This window comes from Brevundimonas nasdae (assembly GCF_019395145.1).
GTDB classification, from domain to species: domain Bacteria; phylum Pseudomonadota; class Alphaproteobacteria; order Caulobacterales; family Caulobacteraceae; genus Brevundimonas; species Brevundimonas nasdae.
This window is the reverse complement of sequence record NZ_CP080034.1, coordinates 1,931,395-1,945,523: the sequence shown is the minus strand read 5'-3', so window position 1 is coordinate 1,945,523 and position 14,129 is coordinate 1,931,395. Positions and strand designations below refer to the sequence as shown.

At 65.9% G+C, this 14,129-nt stretch carries 18 protein-coding genes; 15 read left to right on the top strand and 3 right to left on the bottom strand.

Annotation, left to right across the window (positions count from 1 at the left end; all coding sequences use genetic code 11):
• Window positions 1–189: 189 nt before the first annotated feature.
• The 4 genes from ykgO (at window position 190) to KWG56_RS09480 (ending at window position 1,624) form a co-directional block, all read left to right on the top strand.
• Window positions 190–315: a type B 50S ribosomal protein L36 gene (gene ykgO, locus KWG56_RS09495; protein WP_008263184.1), complete on the top strand. Its 126-nt coding sequence runs from the start codon at window positions 190–192 to the stop codon at window positions 313–315.
• A gap of 158 nt (window positions 316–473) precedes the next feature.
• On the top strand, window positions 474–749 hold the full coding sequence (gene gapR, locus KWG56_RS09490; RefSeq protein ID WP_201099250.1) for a nucleoid-associated protein GapR: 276 nt from the start codon (window positions 474–476) through the stop codon (window positions 747–749).
• Between the two features lie 78 nt (window positions 750–827).
• Window positions 828–1,181 (top strand): hypothetical protein, encoded by a 354-nt coding sequence (locus tag KWG56_RS09485; RefSeq protein WP_373274050.1) that lies wholly within the window; start codon window positions 828–830, stop codon window positions 1,179–1,181.
• Between the two features lie 56 nt (window positions 1,182–1,237).
• Window positions 1,238–1,624, top strand: a complete 387-nt coding sequence (locus tag KWG56_RS09480) for a GIY-YIG nuclease family protein (protein WP_219354568.1) — start codon at window positions 1,238–1,240, stop codon at window positions 1,622–1,624.
• A gap of 2 nt (window positions 1,625–1,626) precedes the next feature.
• Here KWG56_RS09480 and KWG56_RS09475 read toward each other — a convergent pair whose 3' ends face one another.
• A complete protein-coding gene (locus tag KWG56_RS09475) occupies window positions 1,627–3,078 on the bottom strand; it encodes a sigma-54-dependent transcriptional regulator (RefSeq protein WP_219354567.1) in 1,452 nt (483 codons plus the stop codon).
• Between the two features lie 109 nt (window positions 3,079–3,187).
• Entirely contained in the window at window positions 3,188–4,969 is a 1,782-nt protein-coding gene (locus KWG56_RS09470) for a DUF4153 domain-containing protein (protein ID WP_244999452.1), read from the bottom strand.
• A 103-nt stretch (window positions 4,970–5,072) separates the two neighbouring features.
• Here KWG56_RS09470 and KWG56_RS09465 point away from each other — a divergent pair, with 103 nt between their 5' ends.
• The 10 genes from KWG56_RS09465 (at window position 5,073) to KWG56_RS09420 (ending at window position 12,778) form a co-directional block, all read left to right on the top strand.
• On the top strand, window positions 5,073–6,878 hold the full coding sequence (locus KWG56_RS09465; protein WP_219354565.1) for a M3 family oligoendopeptidase: 1,806 nt from the start codon (window positions 5,073–5,075) through the stop codon (window positions 6,876–6,878).
• A 241-nt stretch (window positions 6,879–7,119) separates the two neighbouring features.
• Window positions 7,120–7,389 (top strand): aa3-type cytochrome c oxidase subunit IV, encoded by a 270-nt coding sequence (locus KWG56_RS09460; RefSeq protein WP_219354564.1) that lies wholly within the window; start codon window positions 7,120–7,122, stop codon window positions 7,387–7,389.
• A 128-nt stretch (window positions 7,390–7,517) separates the two neighbouring features.
• The gene (locus KWG56_RS09455; RefSeq protein WP_219354563.1) at window positions 7,518–8,651 is read left to right on the top strand and encodes a Re/Si-specific NAD(P)(+) transhydrogenase subunit alpha; all 1,134 of its coding nucleotides are present in this window, start codon (window positions 7,518–7,520) and stop codon (window positions 8,649–8,651) included.
• 53 nt (window positions 8,652–8,704) lie between these two features.
• Complete coding sequence (locus tag KWG56_RS09450; protein ID WP_219354562.1) at window positions 8,705–8,929, top strand: hypothetical protein; 225 nt, start codon at window positions 8,705–8,707, stop codon at window positions 8,927–8,929.
• Window positions 8,926–9,168 (top strand): hypothetical protein, encoded by a 243-nt coding sequence (locus KWG56_RS09445; protein WP_201099275.1) that lies wholly within the window; start codon window positions 8,926–8,928, stop codon window positions 9,166–9,168. Before KWG56_RS09450 ends, KWG56_RS09445 begins: the two co-directional genes overlap by 4 nt.
• A 2-nt stretch (window positions 9,169–9,170) precedes the next feature.
• A complete protein-coding gene (locus tag KWG56_RS09440) occupies window positions 9,171–9,509 on the top strand; it encodes an NAD(P) transhydrogenase subunit alpha part 2 (protein ID WP_201099277.1) in 339 nt (112 codons plus the stop codon).
• Window positions 9,506–9,772 (top strand): hypothetical protein, encoded by a 267-nt coding sequence (locus KWG56_RS09435; protein ID WP_219354561.1) that lies wholly within the window; start codon window positions 9,506–9,508, stop codon window positions 9,770–9,772. The genes KWG56_RS09440 and KWG56_RS09435 overlap by 4 nt, the downstream gene beginning before the upstream one ends.
• 13 nt (window positions 9,773–9,785) lie before the next feature.
• Window positions 9,786–11,207, top strand: a complete 1,422-nt coding sequence (locus KWG56_RS09430; RefSeq protein WP_201099281.1) for an NAD(P)(+) transhydrogenase (Re/Si-specific) subunit beta — start codon at window positions 9,786–9,788, stop codon at window positions 11,205–11,207.
• Complete coding sequence (locus KWG56_RS09425) at window positions 11,207–11,647, top strand: hypothetical protein (RefSeq protein ID WP_201099283.1); 441 nt, start codon at window positions 11,207–11,209, stop codon at window positions 11,645–11,647. Before KWG56_RS09430 ends, KWG56_RS09425 begins: the two co-directional genes overlap by 1 nt.
• A gap of 42 nt (window positions 11,648–11,689) precedes the next feature.
• Window positions 11,690–12,778: an acyltransferase family protein gene (locus KWG56_RS09420; RefSeq protein ID WP_219354560.1), complete on the top strand. Its 1,089-nt coding sequence runs from the start codon at window positions 11,690–11,692 to the stop codon at window positions 12,776–12,778.
• Between the two features lie 2 nt (window positions 12,779–12,780).
• Here the strand turns inward: KWG56_RS09420 and KWG56_RS09415 are convergent, their stop codons facing one another.
• Window positions 12,781–13,005 carry a hypothetical protein gene (locus KWG56_RS09415; protein ID WP_201099288.1) on the bottom strand — a complete coding sequence of 75 codons (225 nt, stop codon included), beginning with the start codon at window positions 13,003–13,005 and terminating at the stop codon, window positions 12,781–12,783.
• Window positions 13,006–13,097: 92 nt separating this feature from the next.
• Here KWG56_RS09415 and KWG56_RS09410 point away from each other — a divergent pair, with 92 nt between their 5' ends.
• A complete protein-coding gene (locus tag KWG56_RS09410) occupies window positions 13,098–14,081 on the top strand; it encodes a helix-turn-helix transcriptional regulator (RefSeq protein ID WP_244999450.1) in 984 nt (327 codons plus the stop codon).
• Window positions 14,082–14,129: the final 48 nt, after the last annotated feature.

The following is a 14,129-nucleotide window of genomic DNA, read 5'->3' as shown; positions in this document are numbered from 1 at the left end:
GACAACGCATCGCCAGTGCGGCCGGGTTTCGCCCCCGTGCGGCCCGAAAAAGCCCGCTGCGCCTGAAAAACCGGGCGGGACAGGGCGGTTTGGGTTGACGCATCCGACTCGTCTATCTATACGACCGCCTCCGCCGCGATCCGCCCGGGTCAGCGGCTTTTCTATTGGTTTCTCTCAGGACGTCCGACCATGAAGGTCCGTAGCTCGCTCAAGTCGCTGAAGACCCGCCACCGCGATTGCAAAGTCGTGCGTCGCAAGGGCGTCGTCTTCGTCATCAACAAGACCGACCCGCGCTTCAAGGCGAAGCAAGGCTAAGCTGTCTCGCTTGCGCGCCGCTTCGGCGGCGTGCGCGCACAGCGTCTTGCTGACGATCCACAGGCTGCGGATTTTGTCCGCGGCCTTTTTCGTGTTCGCGGTTGAGCCATGCGCCCGGTCATGGTTAGCGTCCGCGCCTGATTACTGGAGTATATCCCATGGCTGACGACGCCTCGTTCGACGGTGGTCCCGACGTTCTCACCTCCACGGCCCAGGGCCGCCTGCGCAGCATCATCGAGCGCCTGGAGCGCCTCGAAGAAGACAAGCAGGCCGTCATGACCGACATGAAGGAGGTCTTCGCCGAGGCCAAGGGCGAGGGCTATGACGTCAAGATCCTTCGCAAGGTCCTGCGCATCCGCAAGCAGGACAAGGCCAAGCGTCAGGAAGAGGACGCCATCCTGGATCTCTACATGTCGGCCCTCGGCGAGATCTGAGGCTGATCCGGCTTGAAGCGCACGCCCTTCAAGCCAAGCGGCGGGCTGTCACGGTCAGGCAGCCCTAAAGGCGACGGCGTGACCAAGCCGCGCTCAAGTAGCCCGAAGGGCGGCAGCGCCAGCAAGAAACCCTTGCCCAGCCCGTTCGAACAACAGCGGGAGGCCGCCAAACGCGCCGCCCTCAACGCCCTGAAACGCGCCCGCCGCTCGGCAGAGAAGGCGGGCGTTTCGCTGTCTGAATGGGAGGGCGAGTTCCTCGATTCCGTCAGCGACCGCGTCAAAACCCACGGCCGCGCCTTCGCTGACCCCGAAAAGGGCGCCCCGGGTCAGGCCCTGTCGGCCATGCAGGGCCGTAAACTGAAGGAAATCACCGCCAAGGCCAACGGCGAGGAGCCGAAACGCCGGTGGGGAAGGAAGCCGAAGGACGCATAAACATCCGTCATCCTCGGGCTTGACCCGAGGATCGGATCGTCCGCAACTCAGCGTTGATGAGTGAGCGCAGACCTTTCATCGCCACCTATATCCAGGCCAGTCGTCCGCATGGCGTGCTTTACGTGGGAATGACCGCAAACCTGTACGAACGCGTCGGCCAGCATCGAACAGGCGCTCTCGAGGGATTCGCCAGCCGATACGGTTGTGGCCTGTTGGTTTGGTATGAGCAGCACGAATACGTCACGACGGCGATCCGTCGGGAGAAGGCGTTGAAGCGCTGGAATCGCGTTTGGAAGCTCGAACTGATCGAACGTATGAACCCAAACTGGGCGGACCTCTATCCTCATTTGTGCGGCTGGGCGCCTGATCCTCGGGTCAAGCCCGCGGATGACGGGGAAGGAAGTGTGGCAGTTTTCCTGAAGCGGCTGGGCGAAGGCGGATAGGCCTAGCCCGCTTCCTTCAACTGCTCCTCCAGCCCCTGTTCGCGGACCTTGCGGTACAGGGTCGAGCGGCCGATGCCGAGGCGGCGGGCGATCTCGCTCATATGGCCGGCATAGACCTCGATGGCGTGCTGGATCAGGTCGCGTTCGATCTCTTCCAACGTCCTCAGATGGCCGCGCTCGTCCAGGATGCGGATCGGCTGGTCGGGTAGGGCGGCCAGGTCGCTGTGGGCCACGGATGCGACCGCCGCCGCTGACGGGACGCTGTCGGGCATGGGGGCGGCGAGGCCCGAGATGGCGGGGAAATCGTGCGGTTGCAGGAAAGGGGCGTCAGCCAGGACAATGGCGCGGAACACGGCGTTCTCAAGCTGGCGCACATTGCCGGGCCAGTCGTGGGCCTGCAGCATGGCCAGGGTTTCCGGCGCGCAGCCGACGATCCGCTTGCCTTCCTCGGCATTGAAGCGGGCGATGAAATGGTCGATCAGGGCCGGAATGTCCTCGCGCCGCTCACGCAGGGAGGGGGCCTCGATCGGAAACACGTTCAGGCGATAGAACAGGTCTTCGCGGAAGGCGCCGTCCTTTACCTGCTGGCCGGGATCGCGATTAGTCGCCGAGACGATGCGGACGTCGATCTTGACCGGACGCTTGCCGCCGACGGGGTCGATCTCGCTTTCCTGCAGGGCGCGCAGCAGCTTGACCTGAAGGTCCAGCGGCAGTTCGCCAATCTCGTCCAGGAACAGGGTGCCGCCGTCCGCCTCGCGGAACTTGCCCAAGGTCTTCTCGTGCGCCCCGGTGAAGGCGCCCTTCTCATGACCGAACAGAATCGACTCGGCCAGGTTAGCGGGCAGGGCGCCGCAGTTGACCGCAACGAACGGCTTGCCGGCGCGCTCGCTGGCGCCGTGCAGGGCGCGGGCGATGACCTCCTTGCCCACGCCGCTTTCGCCGGTGATCAGGACGGGGATGGAGGACTTGGCCGCCCGCGCGCCCAGCGCCTTGACCATCCGCATGGCGGGGCCGTCGCCGACGATGTCATCGAAACTGGCCCGGCCCAGGGCGCGTTTGGTCAGGCGTCCGACCTCGGCCGTCAGCTGCGTCAGCTGCAGGGCGTTGCGCACCCCGATCAGCAGCCGCTCCGGGCTGACCGGCTTGACGAAGAAGTCCTGGGCGCCCGCCTGCATGGCCTTGACCACGGTGTCGATGCCGCCGTTGGCCGTCAGCACGATGACCGGCGTGGTGACGCCTGCGCTGCGCATCTCGGCCAGGCATTCCATGCCCGACATCTCCGGCATGATCATGTCCAGCAGGATGACGTCGGCGCCGCCGCCCTTGGTCATGCGGTCGATGGCCTCGCCGCCGTTGACGGCGTGCACAACCGCATAGCCGTCACGCTCCAGCACGGCCTGCAGCAGTCGGCGCTGGGTCGGATCGTCATCGACGACCAGAACGGTCTTGGCCATGTTCAGCCCTTCATCATCCTTGCGGCCAACCTTGGCGGATGGCCCGTTTCGGGACGATTTCTAGGGCGTCGAGGTGAAAATCGCGTTGTCCGGCGTGGTGTGCGACCCGTTAACGCGCGCCCTTGGTGTCGCAGCGCACCTCTTGCCCGAGTTGCAGTCTTCGGCCGTTGACGATCAGATTGGGCAGGGGCACGGGCGCGGTTTCGACGCCCGTCCGCAATGCCGCCCTCAGGTCGGTGGATGCCGTATTGCCGCAGGTCGCATTGTATCGGGCCTGCAGATTCCACCTGCCGTCCTCGCCTGCCGTAAAGCCCAGGATTGCCGTCCTGCTGGCCAGCAGAACATCCTGACGCCCATCGCCGTCCAGATCGACTGTGCGTAAAACGCAGGTCTCGTCGGCGCGGCAGTTGAGCGCAAGATCCGGCTGGCTTTGGATCTGAGCCATGAAGTCGGGCGGCAGGGTCTGGCCTGCGACCGGCTCGATCTTCACCTGTCGGGCCAATTCGCGCTTTTCGTCCGGCGAATAGGCGGATCGGACATCCGACGCCTTGGCCTCTCGCGCAAGACGCGCCGTTTCCGCATCGTTCGAGCCTATCAATCCGTCCAGAGCCGCTCGTCCCGCCTTGCCGCTGTCGAAGCGCAGGAAGCTGTAGTCGAAGTCGGCGGGGGCAACCTTGCCGCGCTCCAGCCGCGCCACCTGATCCGCCACCGACAGGCGCGTCGGGTCCAGAAGGGGGCTGAACAGGGCCAGGATCACCAGAACCGACAGGACGGCGGCGACGACATTGGTGCGCTCCAGCGGCTTCATCCAGGCGCCGGGCCGTACGGCGGCGAACAGATAGCCGCCCGCATAGACCAGGCCGACCAGGGCGCAGGCGGCGGCGATGATCCGGTCCGGCGTCAGGCCGTGCTGGCCGATCCGCAGGCTCAGACCCCAGATGGCCAGAACCACCAGCGGTGCAACCAGAACCGACGCGACCCGCGTCGCGATCTGCAGAACCAGCGGCGGCAGATTGTCGGGCTGACCGTCCTGATAGGCGGTGTTGATCAGGATGATCAGGGCCGCCGCCGCCGCCAGGATCATCGCCGTGGCGCTGCGTGTCGCCCACAGGGGCTCCAGACCTGTGAAGGGCAGGGCGGCCAGAAAGCCAGCCGTCAACACCGTGATGACCAGCAGCAGCCAGGACAACAGCATCAGGGCCACGGTCCGCACGCCCCGGATCAGACCATCGCGCACATCGGTCAACTGAACCGCAATGGCGAAGGCGGTGCAGGTGACAGGCAAGGCGAACCAGGCCGAGCGCACCAGTTCGGTCAGGAACTTCAACCCGATCAGATCAAACAGGGCCGCGCCGAGTTGCAGCAGGATCCAGAAGGCGCCGGTGAAGCCCAGTGACAGGGCCAACTGCACGCCCGCCTTCCAGGCGACGTCGAAATACTGATGATAATCGACCACCCAGCGCCGGGCGCGCACCGCAGGCGTCAGCAGGTGATGGGCGATGAACAGGGCGGCGGCGGAAAAGGCCATGACCGGGAACTTCAGGAAGGGCGCCTGATCGTAAGGGGCCAGCACCCTGCGCGCGACGTCGTGCCAGCCCAGCAGGAACAGCGTCAGCGCCGCCACGCCGATCCAGATCGCCAGCACCGGCCATCTCAACCGCCCCACGCCCGCCAGGGCCGCCACGGGGGCAAAGCCGATGGCCAGCGCCAGCCCGCCGAACAAGGCCGGGTCGGTGGATGGCCAGACCTTGCCGTCCGCTGCGCGATACAGGCCATAGAGCAGAAGACCCTGGATCAGGCCGATCCCGACACCGGCTGCGAACAGGCGGTTCTCGCCCCTTAATCCGGCGCGTCCGGTGTCATGAGCCGTGTCCTGCGTCGTCTCGGTCACCGGGCGTCTCCTTGCGGTTGCAGCAAGGATTGCATGGACAATAGGTGCTGGAAAGGACGGGCGAAGGTTGCGCCATCGGACCGGCTTGCCCACAACACGCCCCATGAATGCACACTTCAAGCCGACAGACGCCCCCCTCTGGGACCTGACCGACCTCTACGCCTCGCGCGACGACGCCAAGATCGGCGTTGATCTGACGAAGGCGCGCGGACTGGTGGACGAGTTGAACAGCCTGCAGGGCAAGCTGGTCGCCGCGCGTGCCGATGCTCAGGCTCTGGGCGGGCTGCTGGACCGGGCGATCCGTCTGTATGAACAGTCGTCGGATGTTCTGGGCGCGCTGGGCGCCTACGCCTTCCTGTCGGCCTCGACGGCGCGCGATGATGCGGGCGCACAGGGGTTCGAGGCGGATGTGCGTGAGAAGATCACCGCCATCGCCACCCCCACCGTCTGGCTGACGCTGGAGATCAACGCCATCGACGACGCCGAGCTGGAGGCGGCCCTGGCTGCGGACGCGGCCGCCGCGCGCTGGAGTCCCTGGCTGCGGCGCGTGCGGACGATGAAGCCGCATGAGCTGTCGACCGAGCTGGAGACCTTCATCGCCGAGCGCGGGCCGATCACCGCCCAGTGGCCGCGCCTGTTCGACGAGCAGCTGGCCGCCCTGCGCGCTCAGGTCGGCAGACGTGGGGCGGGCGCCGAAAGCCTGACCCTGGCTGAGTCCCTGAACCGCCTGTCGGACGCCAAGCCCGCCCGTCGACGCGCCGCCGCCGAGGGCCTGTCCGACGCCCTGGCCGCCCGCGCCCCGACCCTGGCCCTGGTGCTGAACACCGTCGCCGCCGACAAGGCGATGGAGGACCGCTGGCGCGGCTTCAAACGACCCGCCGACAGCCGCCATCTGGCCAATGAAGTGGACGGCGAGGCCGTGGACGCCATGGCCGACGCGGTCGCCCAAGCCTATCCGCGCCTGTCGCATCGCTATTACGCGCTGAAGGCCAAGGCGATGGGCAAGACCCGTCTGGACCACTGGGACCGCAACGCCCCCATCGAGACCACCGCCCCGCGCGCCTTCACCTGGCTGCAGGGCCGCGAGATCGTGCTGGACAGCTTCTCCGACCTGGGCGGCGACTTCGCCCAGCGCGCCTCAGGCTTCTTCGACAAGCCGTGGATCGATGGCCGGGCGCGGGCGGGCAAACAGTCTGGCGCCTACGCCCACCCGGTGACGGCGGACCGCCACCCCTATGTCTTCCTGAACTGGATGGGCGAGCGCCGCGATGTCCTGACGCTGGCGCACGAGCTGGGCCACGGCGTCCACCAGACCTTGGCGGCGGACCAGGGCACCCTGCTGGCCGACACGCCTCTGACCCTGGCCGAAACCGCCTCGATCTTCGCTGAGGGGCTGACCTTCGACCGTCTGCTGGCCACGGCGCCCAAGTCGGAGCAGCGCGGTCTGCTGGCCGGGCGGATAGAGGACGGGCTGAACACCGTGGTGCGCCAGATCGCCTTCCATCGTTTCGAGACCCGCTTCCACGACGAGAGAGTGAAGGGCGAAGTGCCGCAGCAGCGGATCAACGAAATCTGGCTGGAGGAGATGGGCGCCTCGCTGGGGCCCTCCGTCGCGCTGAACCCCGGCTATGAGCATTGGTGGAGCTATGTCAGCCACTTCGTCCACTCGCCCTTCTACGTCTATGCCTATGCGTTCGGGGACCTGCTGGTCGCGGCCCTGATGGAGGCGCGTCGGGCCGACCCGACGGGCTTTACGCCCCTGTATCGCGAACTGCTCGCGGGGGGCGGGGCGCGGACCTATGTCGAGGCGCTGAAGCCGTTCGGCCTCAACCCGCGCGACCCGGCCTTCTGGAGCGTAGGCTGCAAGCGGCTGGAGCGTCTGGTCGATCAGTTCGAGCAACTGACGTAATCTTTGCCGTCCTATTTCCGTCATCCTCGGGCTTGACCCGAGGATCAGGCGTTCAGCGGTTTGTGCTTTCGAGAGAGACGCAATGCGGCGGCTCCTCCGATCCTCGGGTCAAGCCCGAGGATGACGGGTAGGGTGATAATGGGGGCTGGAGGACGGACCGCGACCGCGTGTTCACATTCCCGGGCTTGAGCGAACCGTGTGCCTCGGTATAAGTCGCTGAAAGACCGACTAGGGAAGATCCATGGCCGACTCGCACACCCCCGCCGCCGAAGCCCACGCCGACGCGCACGAATACCAACGGGGCTCGATGCAGATCACGGAACAGGCGTCGACCTTCGACCTGTTCATCGTCCTGGCCAAGTGGGGCTCGCTGTCGATTGCCGTGCTGATCCTGGCGCTGACCCTGTGGTTCCACCCGGGCGGCAGCTTCGGCGCGGCCTTCATCGGCGCGGCGGTTCTGGCGGTCGCCGGCTTCTTCGCCCTGAAGTCCAAGCCCGGCGCTGCTCACTGATTGCCCTGATCCTGTGAAACCAGGGTCGGGAATCTGCTGATCTCCCAAAGCTTTGGCATAACCGTGCTTTGACGGCGCGGGCTCTGACGGCCTAACCTTCGTTCAAGGATAAGAACAAGGGGATTCGCTTGGCTGTCGCTATCGCCGTTACCCGGGAACGCCGTGAAGGTGAGACGCGCTGCGCCGTCACGCCTGAAACCGTCAAAAAGCTGATCGCCCTCGGTGCGACCGTGACGGTCGAGGCCGGGACGGGGCTGGGCTCGTCCATTCCCGACGCCGAATACGCCGCCGCTGGCGCGGTGGTGAAGCCGGACACCCGCGCCGTGCTGGACGGCGCCGACATCGTCCTGAAGGTGCGCGGTCCCACGGCCCAGGAAACCAGCGCCCTGAAACCCGGCGCCATCGTTCTGGCCATGCTGGACGCCTATCGCGAGAAGGACACGGTCGAGGCGCTGCGCGGCGCCAACGCCACGGCTTTTGCGATGGAGTTCGTCCCACGCATCACCCGCGCCCAGATCATGGACGTGCTGTCGTCACAGGCCAACCTGGCCGGATACCGCGCGGTGATCGAGGCGGCGTATGCCTATGGCAAGGGCTTCCCGATGATGATGACGGCGGCCGGCACCGTCGCCGCCGCCAAGACCTTCATCATGGGCGTCGGCGTTGCGGGGCTGCAGGCCATCGCCACGGCGCGGCGTCTGGGCGCGGTTGTCACCGCCACCGACGTGCGCCCCGCCACCAAGGAGCAGGTCGAAAGCCTGGGCGCCAAATTCCTGGCCGTCGAGAACGAAGAGTTCAAGAACGCCCAGACGGCAGGCGGCTACGCCAAGGAGATGTCGGCGGAATACCGCGCCCTGCAGGCCGAACTGACTGCCAGCCACATCGTCAAACAGGACATTGTCATCACCACGGCCCTGATCCCCGGCCGGGCCGCGCCGATCCTGCTGACCGCCGAACACGTCGCCTCGATGAAGCCCGGTTCGGTCATCGTCGATCTGGCGGTCGAGGCGGGCGGCAATGTCGAAGGCTCGAAACTGAACGAGGTCGTCGTCACCCCAAATGGCGTCAGCATCGTCGGCTGGGCCAATCTGCCGGGCCGCATCGCCGCTGACGCCAGCGCCCTCTACGCCCGCAACCTGTTCGCCTTCATCGGCCTGTTGATCAAGGACGGCGCGCTGGCGGTCGATCTCGAGGACGAAATCCTCAAGGCGTCGGTTGTCACCCACGGCGGGGCCGTAGTGCATGAGGGCATCAGGGGATGAACGTGGAGCGAATGAGGACGGCCACCGAGCTTAAGGCTTACTTGGGGCTCAGCTTGGCCATGACGCTGCTCGTCGCCGCAATGGTGGTGTGGCGCCCCGGCATAGAGGCGCAGTCGGTTCTGCTTCTGACGCCGTTCCTGATCCTGGCGGCCCTTGCACGCATCACCCTCAAACTGACTAGGCGTGTTGAACAACTGGAAAGCCAAACCTCGTCTGCGGAAGGCGCAAACTCGCCGGGCGACGATGGCGGCGTGATGCGTGAGGGAGTGAGAGGATGATCGGTCCTATCCTGCGCAAAGCCCTTCGATGGGCGGCCGTGATCCTGATGCTGTTCGGTCCTCTTTCGTCGGTCGTCAGCGTCTATGAACTGTTTGTGAGGTCGGACTTCACCCTTGTAGGATCATCAGGCCAGTTCTGGATTTCGACATTCGCGACCTTCGCCAGCACGATCGTACAAGGCGGTGTTCTGTTGGTGTTGCTGAGTATTGATGAGCGGCTTCAGGGAGAGAAAGTCTGACCATGGAACACGTCGATCCCACCGTCTTCCGTCTGGCTATTTTCGTCTTGGCCATCTTCGTCGGTTATTATGTCGTCTGGTCAGTGACGCCTGCGCTGCACACGCCGCTGATGGCGGTGACCAATGCGATTTCCAGCGTCATCATCGTCGGCGGTCTGATCGCCGCCGCCGCCGTTTCGGGTGATGTGTCCGGCCCCAGCGCCTGGATCGCCAAGGGGGCGGGCGTCGTCGCCGTGACCCTGGCCAGCGTCAACATCTTCGGCGGCTTCATGGTCACGCGCCGGATGCTGGCCATGTACAAGAAGAAGGAGCGGCCCGCCGCGCCCAAGGTCACAACGTGACGGACGCCGCCCAGATCGCCATCGTCGGTTCATGGATCGGCACAGGCATCGGCTTCGGCCTGTGGCTTTACGGCTGGTTCGGGACGCAGATCCCGCTGAAACGCCAGCGGCTGCATGACTGCGGCATCGCACTGGTCTTCTCGGCCATTCTGGTTCGCGTGGTCACGCAGGACCGGCCGCTGGGAGTTTTCGAATGGGCCCTGTTCTTCATCGGTCCATTGTTCATCGCCGCCGCCCTGTGGCGGCTGGCGCGCACGTCTTAGGGGGAGGGGCGTGATGAACGCATCTTTGGCCGCACTGGCCTATCTGGTTTCCGGGGTTCTGTTCATTCTGTCGCTGCGGGGGCTGTCCAGCCCCGAGACCAGCCGTCAGGGCAACACCTTTGGCATGATCGGCATGGCCCTGGCCATCGGCGTGACCCTGCTGACGCTGGGTGCGACCGGCGCACTGGATCCCGTGACGCTGGGCCTGATCGCGGGCGGTGTCATCGTTGGCGGCGGGGCGGGGGCGCTGATCGCCAAGCGGGTCGCCATGACCGACATGCCGCAACTGGTCGCCGCCTTCCACAGTCTGGTCGGCATGGCCGCCTGTCTGGTCGCCATCGGCGCCATCTATGCGCCAGAGGCCTTTGGAATCCTGTCGGCGGACGGCGCGGGGATCAAGACCCTGTCGATTATCGAACTGAGCCTGGGCGTGGCCATCGGCGCCATCACCTTCACCGGCTCGGTGATCGCCTTCGCCAAGCTGAACGGAAACATGAGCGGCGCGCCGATCCTGCTGCCCGCCCGCCATCTGATCAACATCGGTCTGGCGCTGGGGCTGGTCTTCCTGATCGGCATTCTGATCGGCACAAACGGCGCGGCGACCTGGGCCTTCTGGGGCGTCTTCCTGATCGCCCTGATCCTGGGCGCGACCCTGATCATCCCCATCGGCGGCGCCGACATGCCCGTCGTGGTGTCGATGCTGAACTCCTATTCCGGCTGGGCGGCGGCGGCCCTGGGCTTCACGCTGGAGAACATCGCCCTGATCATCACCGGCGCCCTGGTCGGATCGTCGGGCGCCATCCTCAGCTACATCATGTGCAAGGGCATGAACCGCAGCTTCATTTCGGTCATCCTGGGCGGGTTCGGCGGCGGCGATGCGGCGGCAGGCCCCGGCGGCGCCAAAGAGACGCGTCCGGTAAAGCAGGGCTCGGCCGAGGACGCCGCCTTCATTATGAAGAACGCCTCCAAGGTCATCATCGTGCCGGGCTACGGCATGGCGGTGGCCCAGGCCCAGCACGCGCTTCGTGAAATGGCCGACAAGCTGAAGGAAGAGGGCGTCGAGGTGAAATACGCCATCCACCCCGTCGCGGGCCGGATGCCGGGGCACATGAACGTCCTGCTGGCCGAGGCCAACGTCCCCTATGACGAGGTGTTCGAACTGGAGGACATCAACGCCGAGTTCGCCACCGCCGACGTCGCCTTCGTCATCGGCGCCAATGACGTCACCAATCCGGCGGCCAAGACCGACCCGACCAGCGCCATCTACGGCATGCCGATCCTGGATGTCGAAAAGGCCGGCACCGTCCTGTTCATCAAGCGCGGCATGGGCTCGGGCTATGCGGGCGTGGAGAACGAACTGTTCTTCCGCGACAACACCATGATGCTGTTCGCCGACGCCAAGAAGATGGTCGAAGGGATCGTGAAGTCGCTGTGATGCGAGATTGGACAGGCGCCGCCGCCCTGACCGGCGTTCTGTCCCTGTCCGCCTGTTCGGCCATGCTGAACCTGACCGTATCGGGCGGGTTGGACCGGCCGGAAGTGACCTTCGACCAAGGGCGGCGCGCCTGCGTGCGTGATCTGGCCGTCTATGAGAAGTCGGGCGACGCCTACACGCCCCTCTGGTCCATCGCGGCGGAAGGGCCGCGGTGCGTGAGGTTGACCCGGATCGTCTATGGCGAGACGCCCGCCGGGTTCACGGTCAAGTCTGCTGCAACGCCTCTGCGGGCGGACGGCGTCTATGAGGTCACAGGCGGCGGGATGACGACCCATCCTCTGTCTCAAGTTCCCTGGCGGGGCGGCGCCCGATTCCATTTCCGCGACGGCCAGTGGCGGATCTTGCAGGCGCGCGCCGACGCCGTTTCGCCCACGCCCTAAAGACCCCTATCGCAGGGCTTTCAGACCCGTTATCACGCGTCTGTGAACACAGCAGCGCCGCGCCGATTTGAAGCCTTGGACTCCCTGCGGGGAGTCTGCGCCATTCTGGTGGTGATGTTTCACATGCCGGTGGCCAGCCATTGGCGTGACTGGGGTTTCATCCAGCACTCGTATCTGTTCGTCGACTATTTCTTTGTCCTGTCGGGCTTCGTCATCGCCCATGCCTATGCCGGGCGGCTGAAGACGGGGCGCGACGCCGGGCGGTTCATGGTGCGGCGTCTGGGTCGGGTATGGCCGCTGCATGTGCTGATGCTGGGCGCCTTCATCGCGTTGGAGCTGGCGCGACTGTTTTTCCACGTGGATTCCGCCTCGGCCTTCACGCGTGACCGGTCGGTGGAGGCGATCTTCACCAATCTGCTGCTGATCCAGGCCTGGCACGTCCATCCCTATCTGACCTGGAATGGTCCGGCCTGGACCCTGAGCGCCGAGGTCGCCTGCTATCTGATCTTCGCCGCCCTGGTGCTGGCGGCGCCCAAACGGTTCCGTTGGATCGGGCTGGTGCTGGCGATCGTGGGCGGGGTGCTGGTCCTGACGTGCGCCAAGCGATTCATGAACACGACCTACGACTTCGCCGTGCCAAGGGCGGTTTATGGCTTCTTCCTGGGCTGTCTGCTGCAGGGGATTTTGACCAAGATTCCGCGTCTGAAGGGGATGGCCGCGACCGGACTGGAGATCGCCGCTGTCGTCGCCGCCTGTGTCTTCATCGGCTATGCGCAGGGACCGGTTACGGTGGCGGTGACCCTGGTGTTCGTGGCCCTGGTCTGGGTCTTTTCCGGCGAGGACGGGGCCCTGTCACGCCTGTTGGATCATCCGGCGCTGGTCACCCTGGGGCGGTGGTCGTTCGCCATCTACATGGTCCATATGTTCATTCTGACCGTCATGATGATCGTGGCCAGAAAACTGAACTGGGTGCCAGAGCGCCGGATTGATTTCGGCTCGGTCTGGCTGAACGACCTGTTCGCCATCGGCATGTTCGGCTTCATCGTCGTTGTGGCGGTGTTCGCGCATCGACTGGTCGAGCAACCAGCCCAGCGCATGATCGACCGCTGGACCAAGCCGAAGATGGCCTGACGTCAGGCCGCCATCCGCCATTCGGTCTCGACCGGAAGCGCGCGGCCTTCGTCCCATAGGGCGTCCTCGTCCGAATAGCGGCTGCTGGCGGCGGCGGAGATGACGTCCACCACCTGCTCCTCCAGACGATCCCAGATGACCGCCAGATCGGACGATCCATCGGCCTCGCACGGGACGATCAGATAGCGGCTGGCGTTGATAGCGTGGGCGGGTTGGAAGCGGGCCATGTGTTGATCTCCTGAAGCGGTTCGCCTCTTGTCGATGATGGTGTTATGAGACAGCATTGCGCCAGAAACGGACGTATCGAGCGGGAGCGGCAGTGAGACACGACAAGGCGGCCATGGTGATCGAACTGGCGCGGCGCATGGCCGCCAGCGCCGAGGGCCTGACCCTGGACGAGATGGCGCGGGATATGAGCGTGGGGCGCCGCACCGCCGAACGGATGCGTGACGCGGTGCTGATGCTGTTCCCGCAGGTGGAGGAGGTGTCGGATCCGCCGTCCAAGCGCTGGCGTATCCGCGGGGGACTGTCCGCCTTTGAACAGGCGCCGACCGCGACCGAGATGCTGGAACTGACCAAGTCGGCGTCGGCCCTGCGCGCGGCGGGCGAACCGGCGCGCGCGGCGGCGCTGGAGGGGCTGGAGCGCAAGCTGAAGGCGGCGATGCGGTCCACGACGCTGAACCGGATGGCGCCGGACCTGGAGGCTCTGGTCCGCGCCGAGACCATCGCCGTGCAGGCGGGGCCGCGGCCCCATGCGGACGAAGCCATGCTGACCGCCATTCGCGGGGCGGTTCTGGCGCAACAGCCGCTGGGCTTCACCTATTCGCGTCCGGGTGCCGAGCCACGCAGGCGATCCGTCGCCCCGTGTGGCGTTATGTTCGGGCGCGCCAACTATCTGGTCGCCGCCGATCGCGAGACGGGCCGCATCCAGACCTTCCGGCTGGACCGGATGAGCAGCGTCGCGCCGCAGGACGGCGTCGCCGTACCGCCCGCCGATTTCGATCTGGGCGTCTTCGCCAGCCAGTCCTTCGGCATCTATCAGGACGAGATCGAGGACGTGGCCATCCGCATCGCCCCCGAAGGCGCGGACGAGGCGCGCGGCTGGCGCTGGCACCCGACCCAGACGCTGGAGGAGCAGGCCGACGGCGCTGTCATTGTGCGGTTCCGCGCGTCGGGGATGCGCGAACTAGCCTGGCATCTGTTCACATGGGGCCAGCAGGCGGTGATCCTGTCGCCGGATCGACTGAAAGCCGTCATGGCCGAGGAACTGGCGGCGGCGGGGCGCGCTCTGCAACAGGCCTGAGCGTGACAGAAAGGTAAGCTGACACCGGGGCTTGCCGATCTATGCTGG

Coding starts and splice junctions, on each gene's coding strand:
- KWG56_RS09415 (WP_201099288.1), bottom strand. CDS start 13,005: ATGGCCCGCTTCCAACCCGCCCACGCTATCAACGCCAGCCGCTATCTG.
- KWG56_RS09440 (WP_201099277.1), top strand. CDS start 9,171: ATGGAACACGTCGATCCCACCGTCTTCCGTCTGGCTATTTTCGTCTTG.
- KWG56_RS09465 (WP_219354565.1), top strand. CDS start 5,073: ATGAATGCACACTTCAAGCCGACAGACGCCCCCCTCTGGGACCTGACC.
- KWG56_RS09430 (WP_201099281.1), top strand. CDS start 9,786: ATGAACGCATCTTTGGCCGCACTGGCCTATCTGGTTTCCGGGGTTCTG.
- KWG56_RS09475 (WP_219354567.1), bottom strand. CDS start 3,078: ATGGCCAAGACCGTTCTGGTCGTCGATGACGATCCGACCCAGCGCCGA.
- gapR (WP_201099250.1), top strand. CDS start 474: ATGGCTGACGACGCCTCGTTCGACGGTGGTCCCGACGTTCTCACCTCC.
- ykgO (WP_008263184.1), top strand. CDS start 190: ATGAAGGTCCGTAGCTCGCTCAAGTCGCTGAAGACCCGCCACCGCGAT.
- KWG56_RS09425 (WP_201099283.1), top strand. CDS start 11,207: ATGCGAGATTGGACAGGCGCCGCCGCCCTGACCGGCGTTCTGTCCCTG.
- KWG56_RS09445 (WP_201099275.1), top strand. CDS start 8,926: ATGATCGGTCCTATCCTGCGCAAAGCCCTTCGATGGGCGGCCGTGATC.
- KWG56_RS09460 (WP_219354564.1), top strand. CDS start 7,120: ATGGCCGACTCGCACACCCCCGCCGCCGAAGCCCACGCCGACGCGCAC.
- KWG56_RS09480 (WP_219354568.1), top strand. CDS start 1,238: ATGAGTGAGCGCAGACCTTTCATCGCCACCTATATCCAGGCCAGTCGT.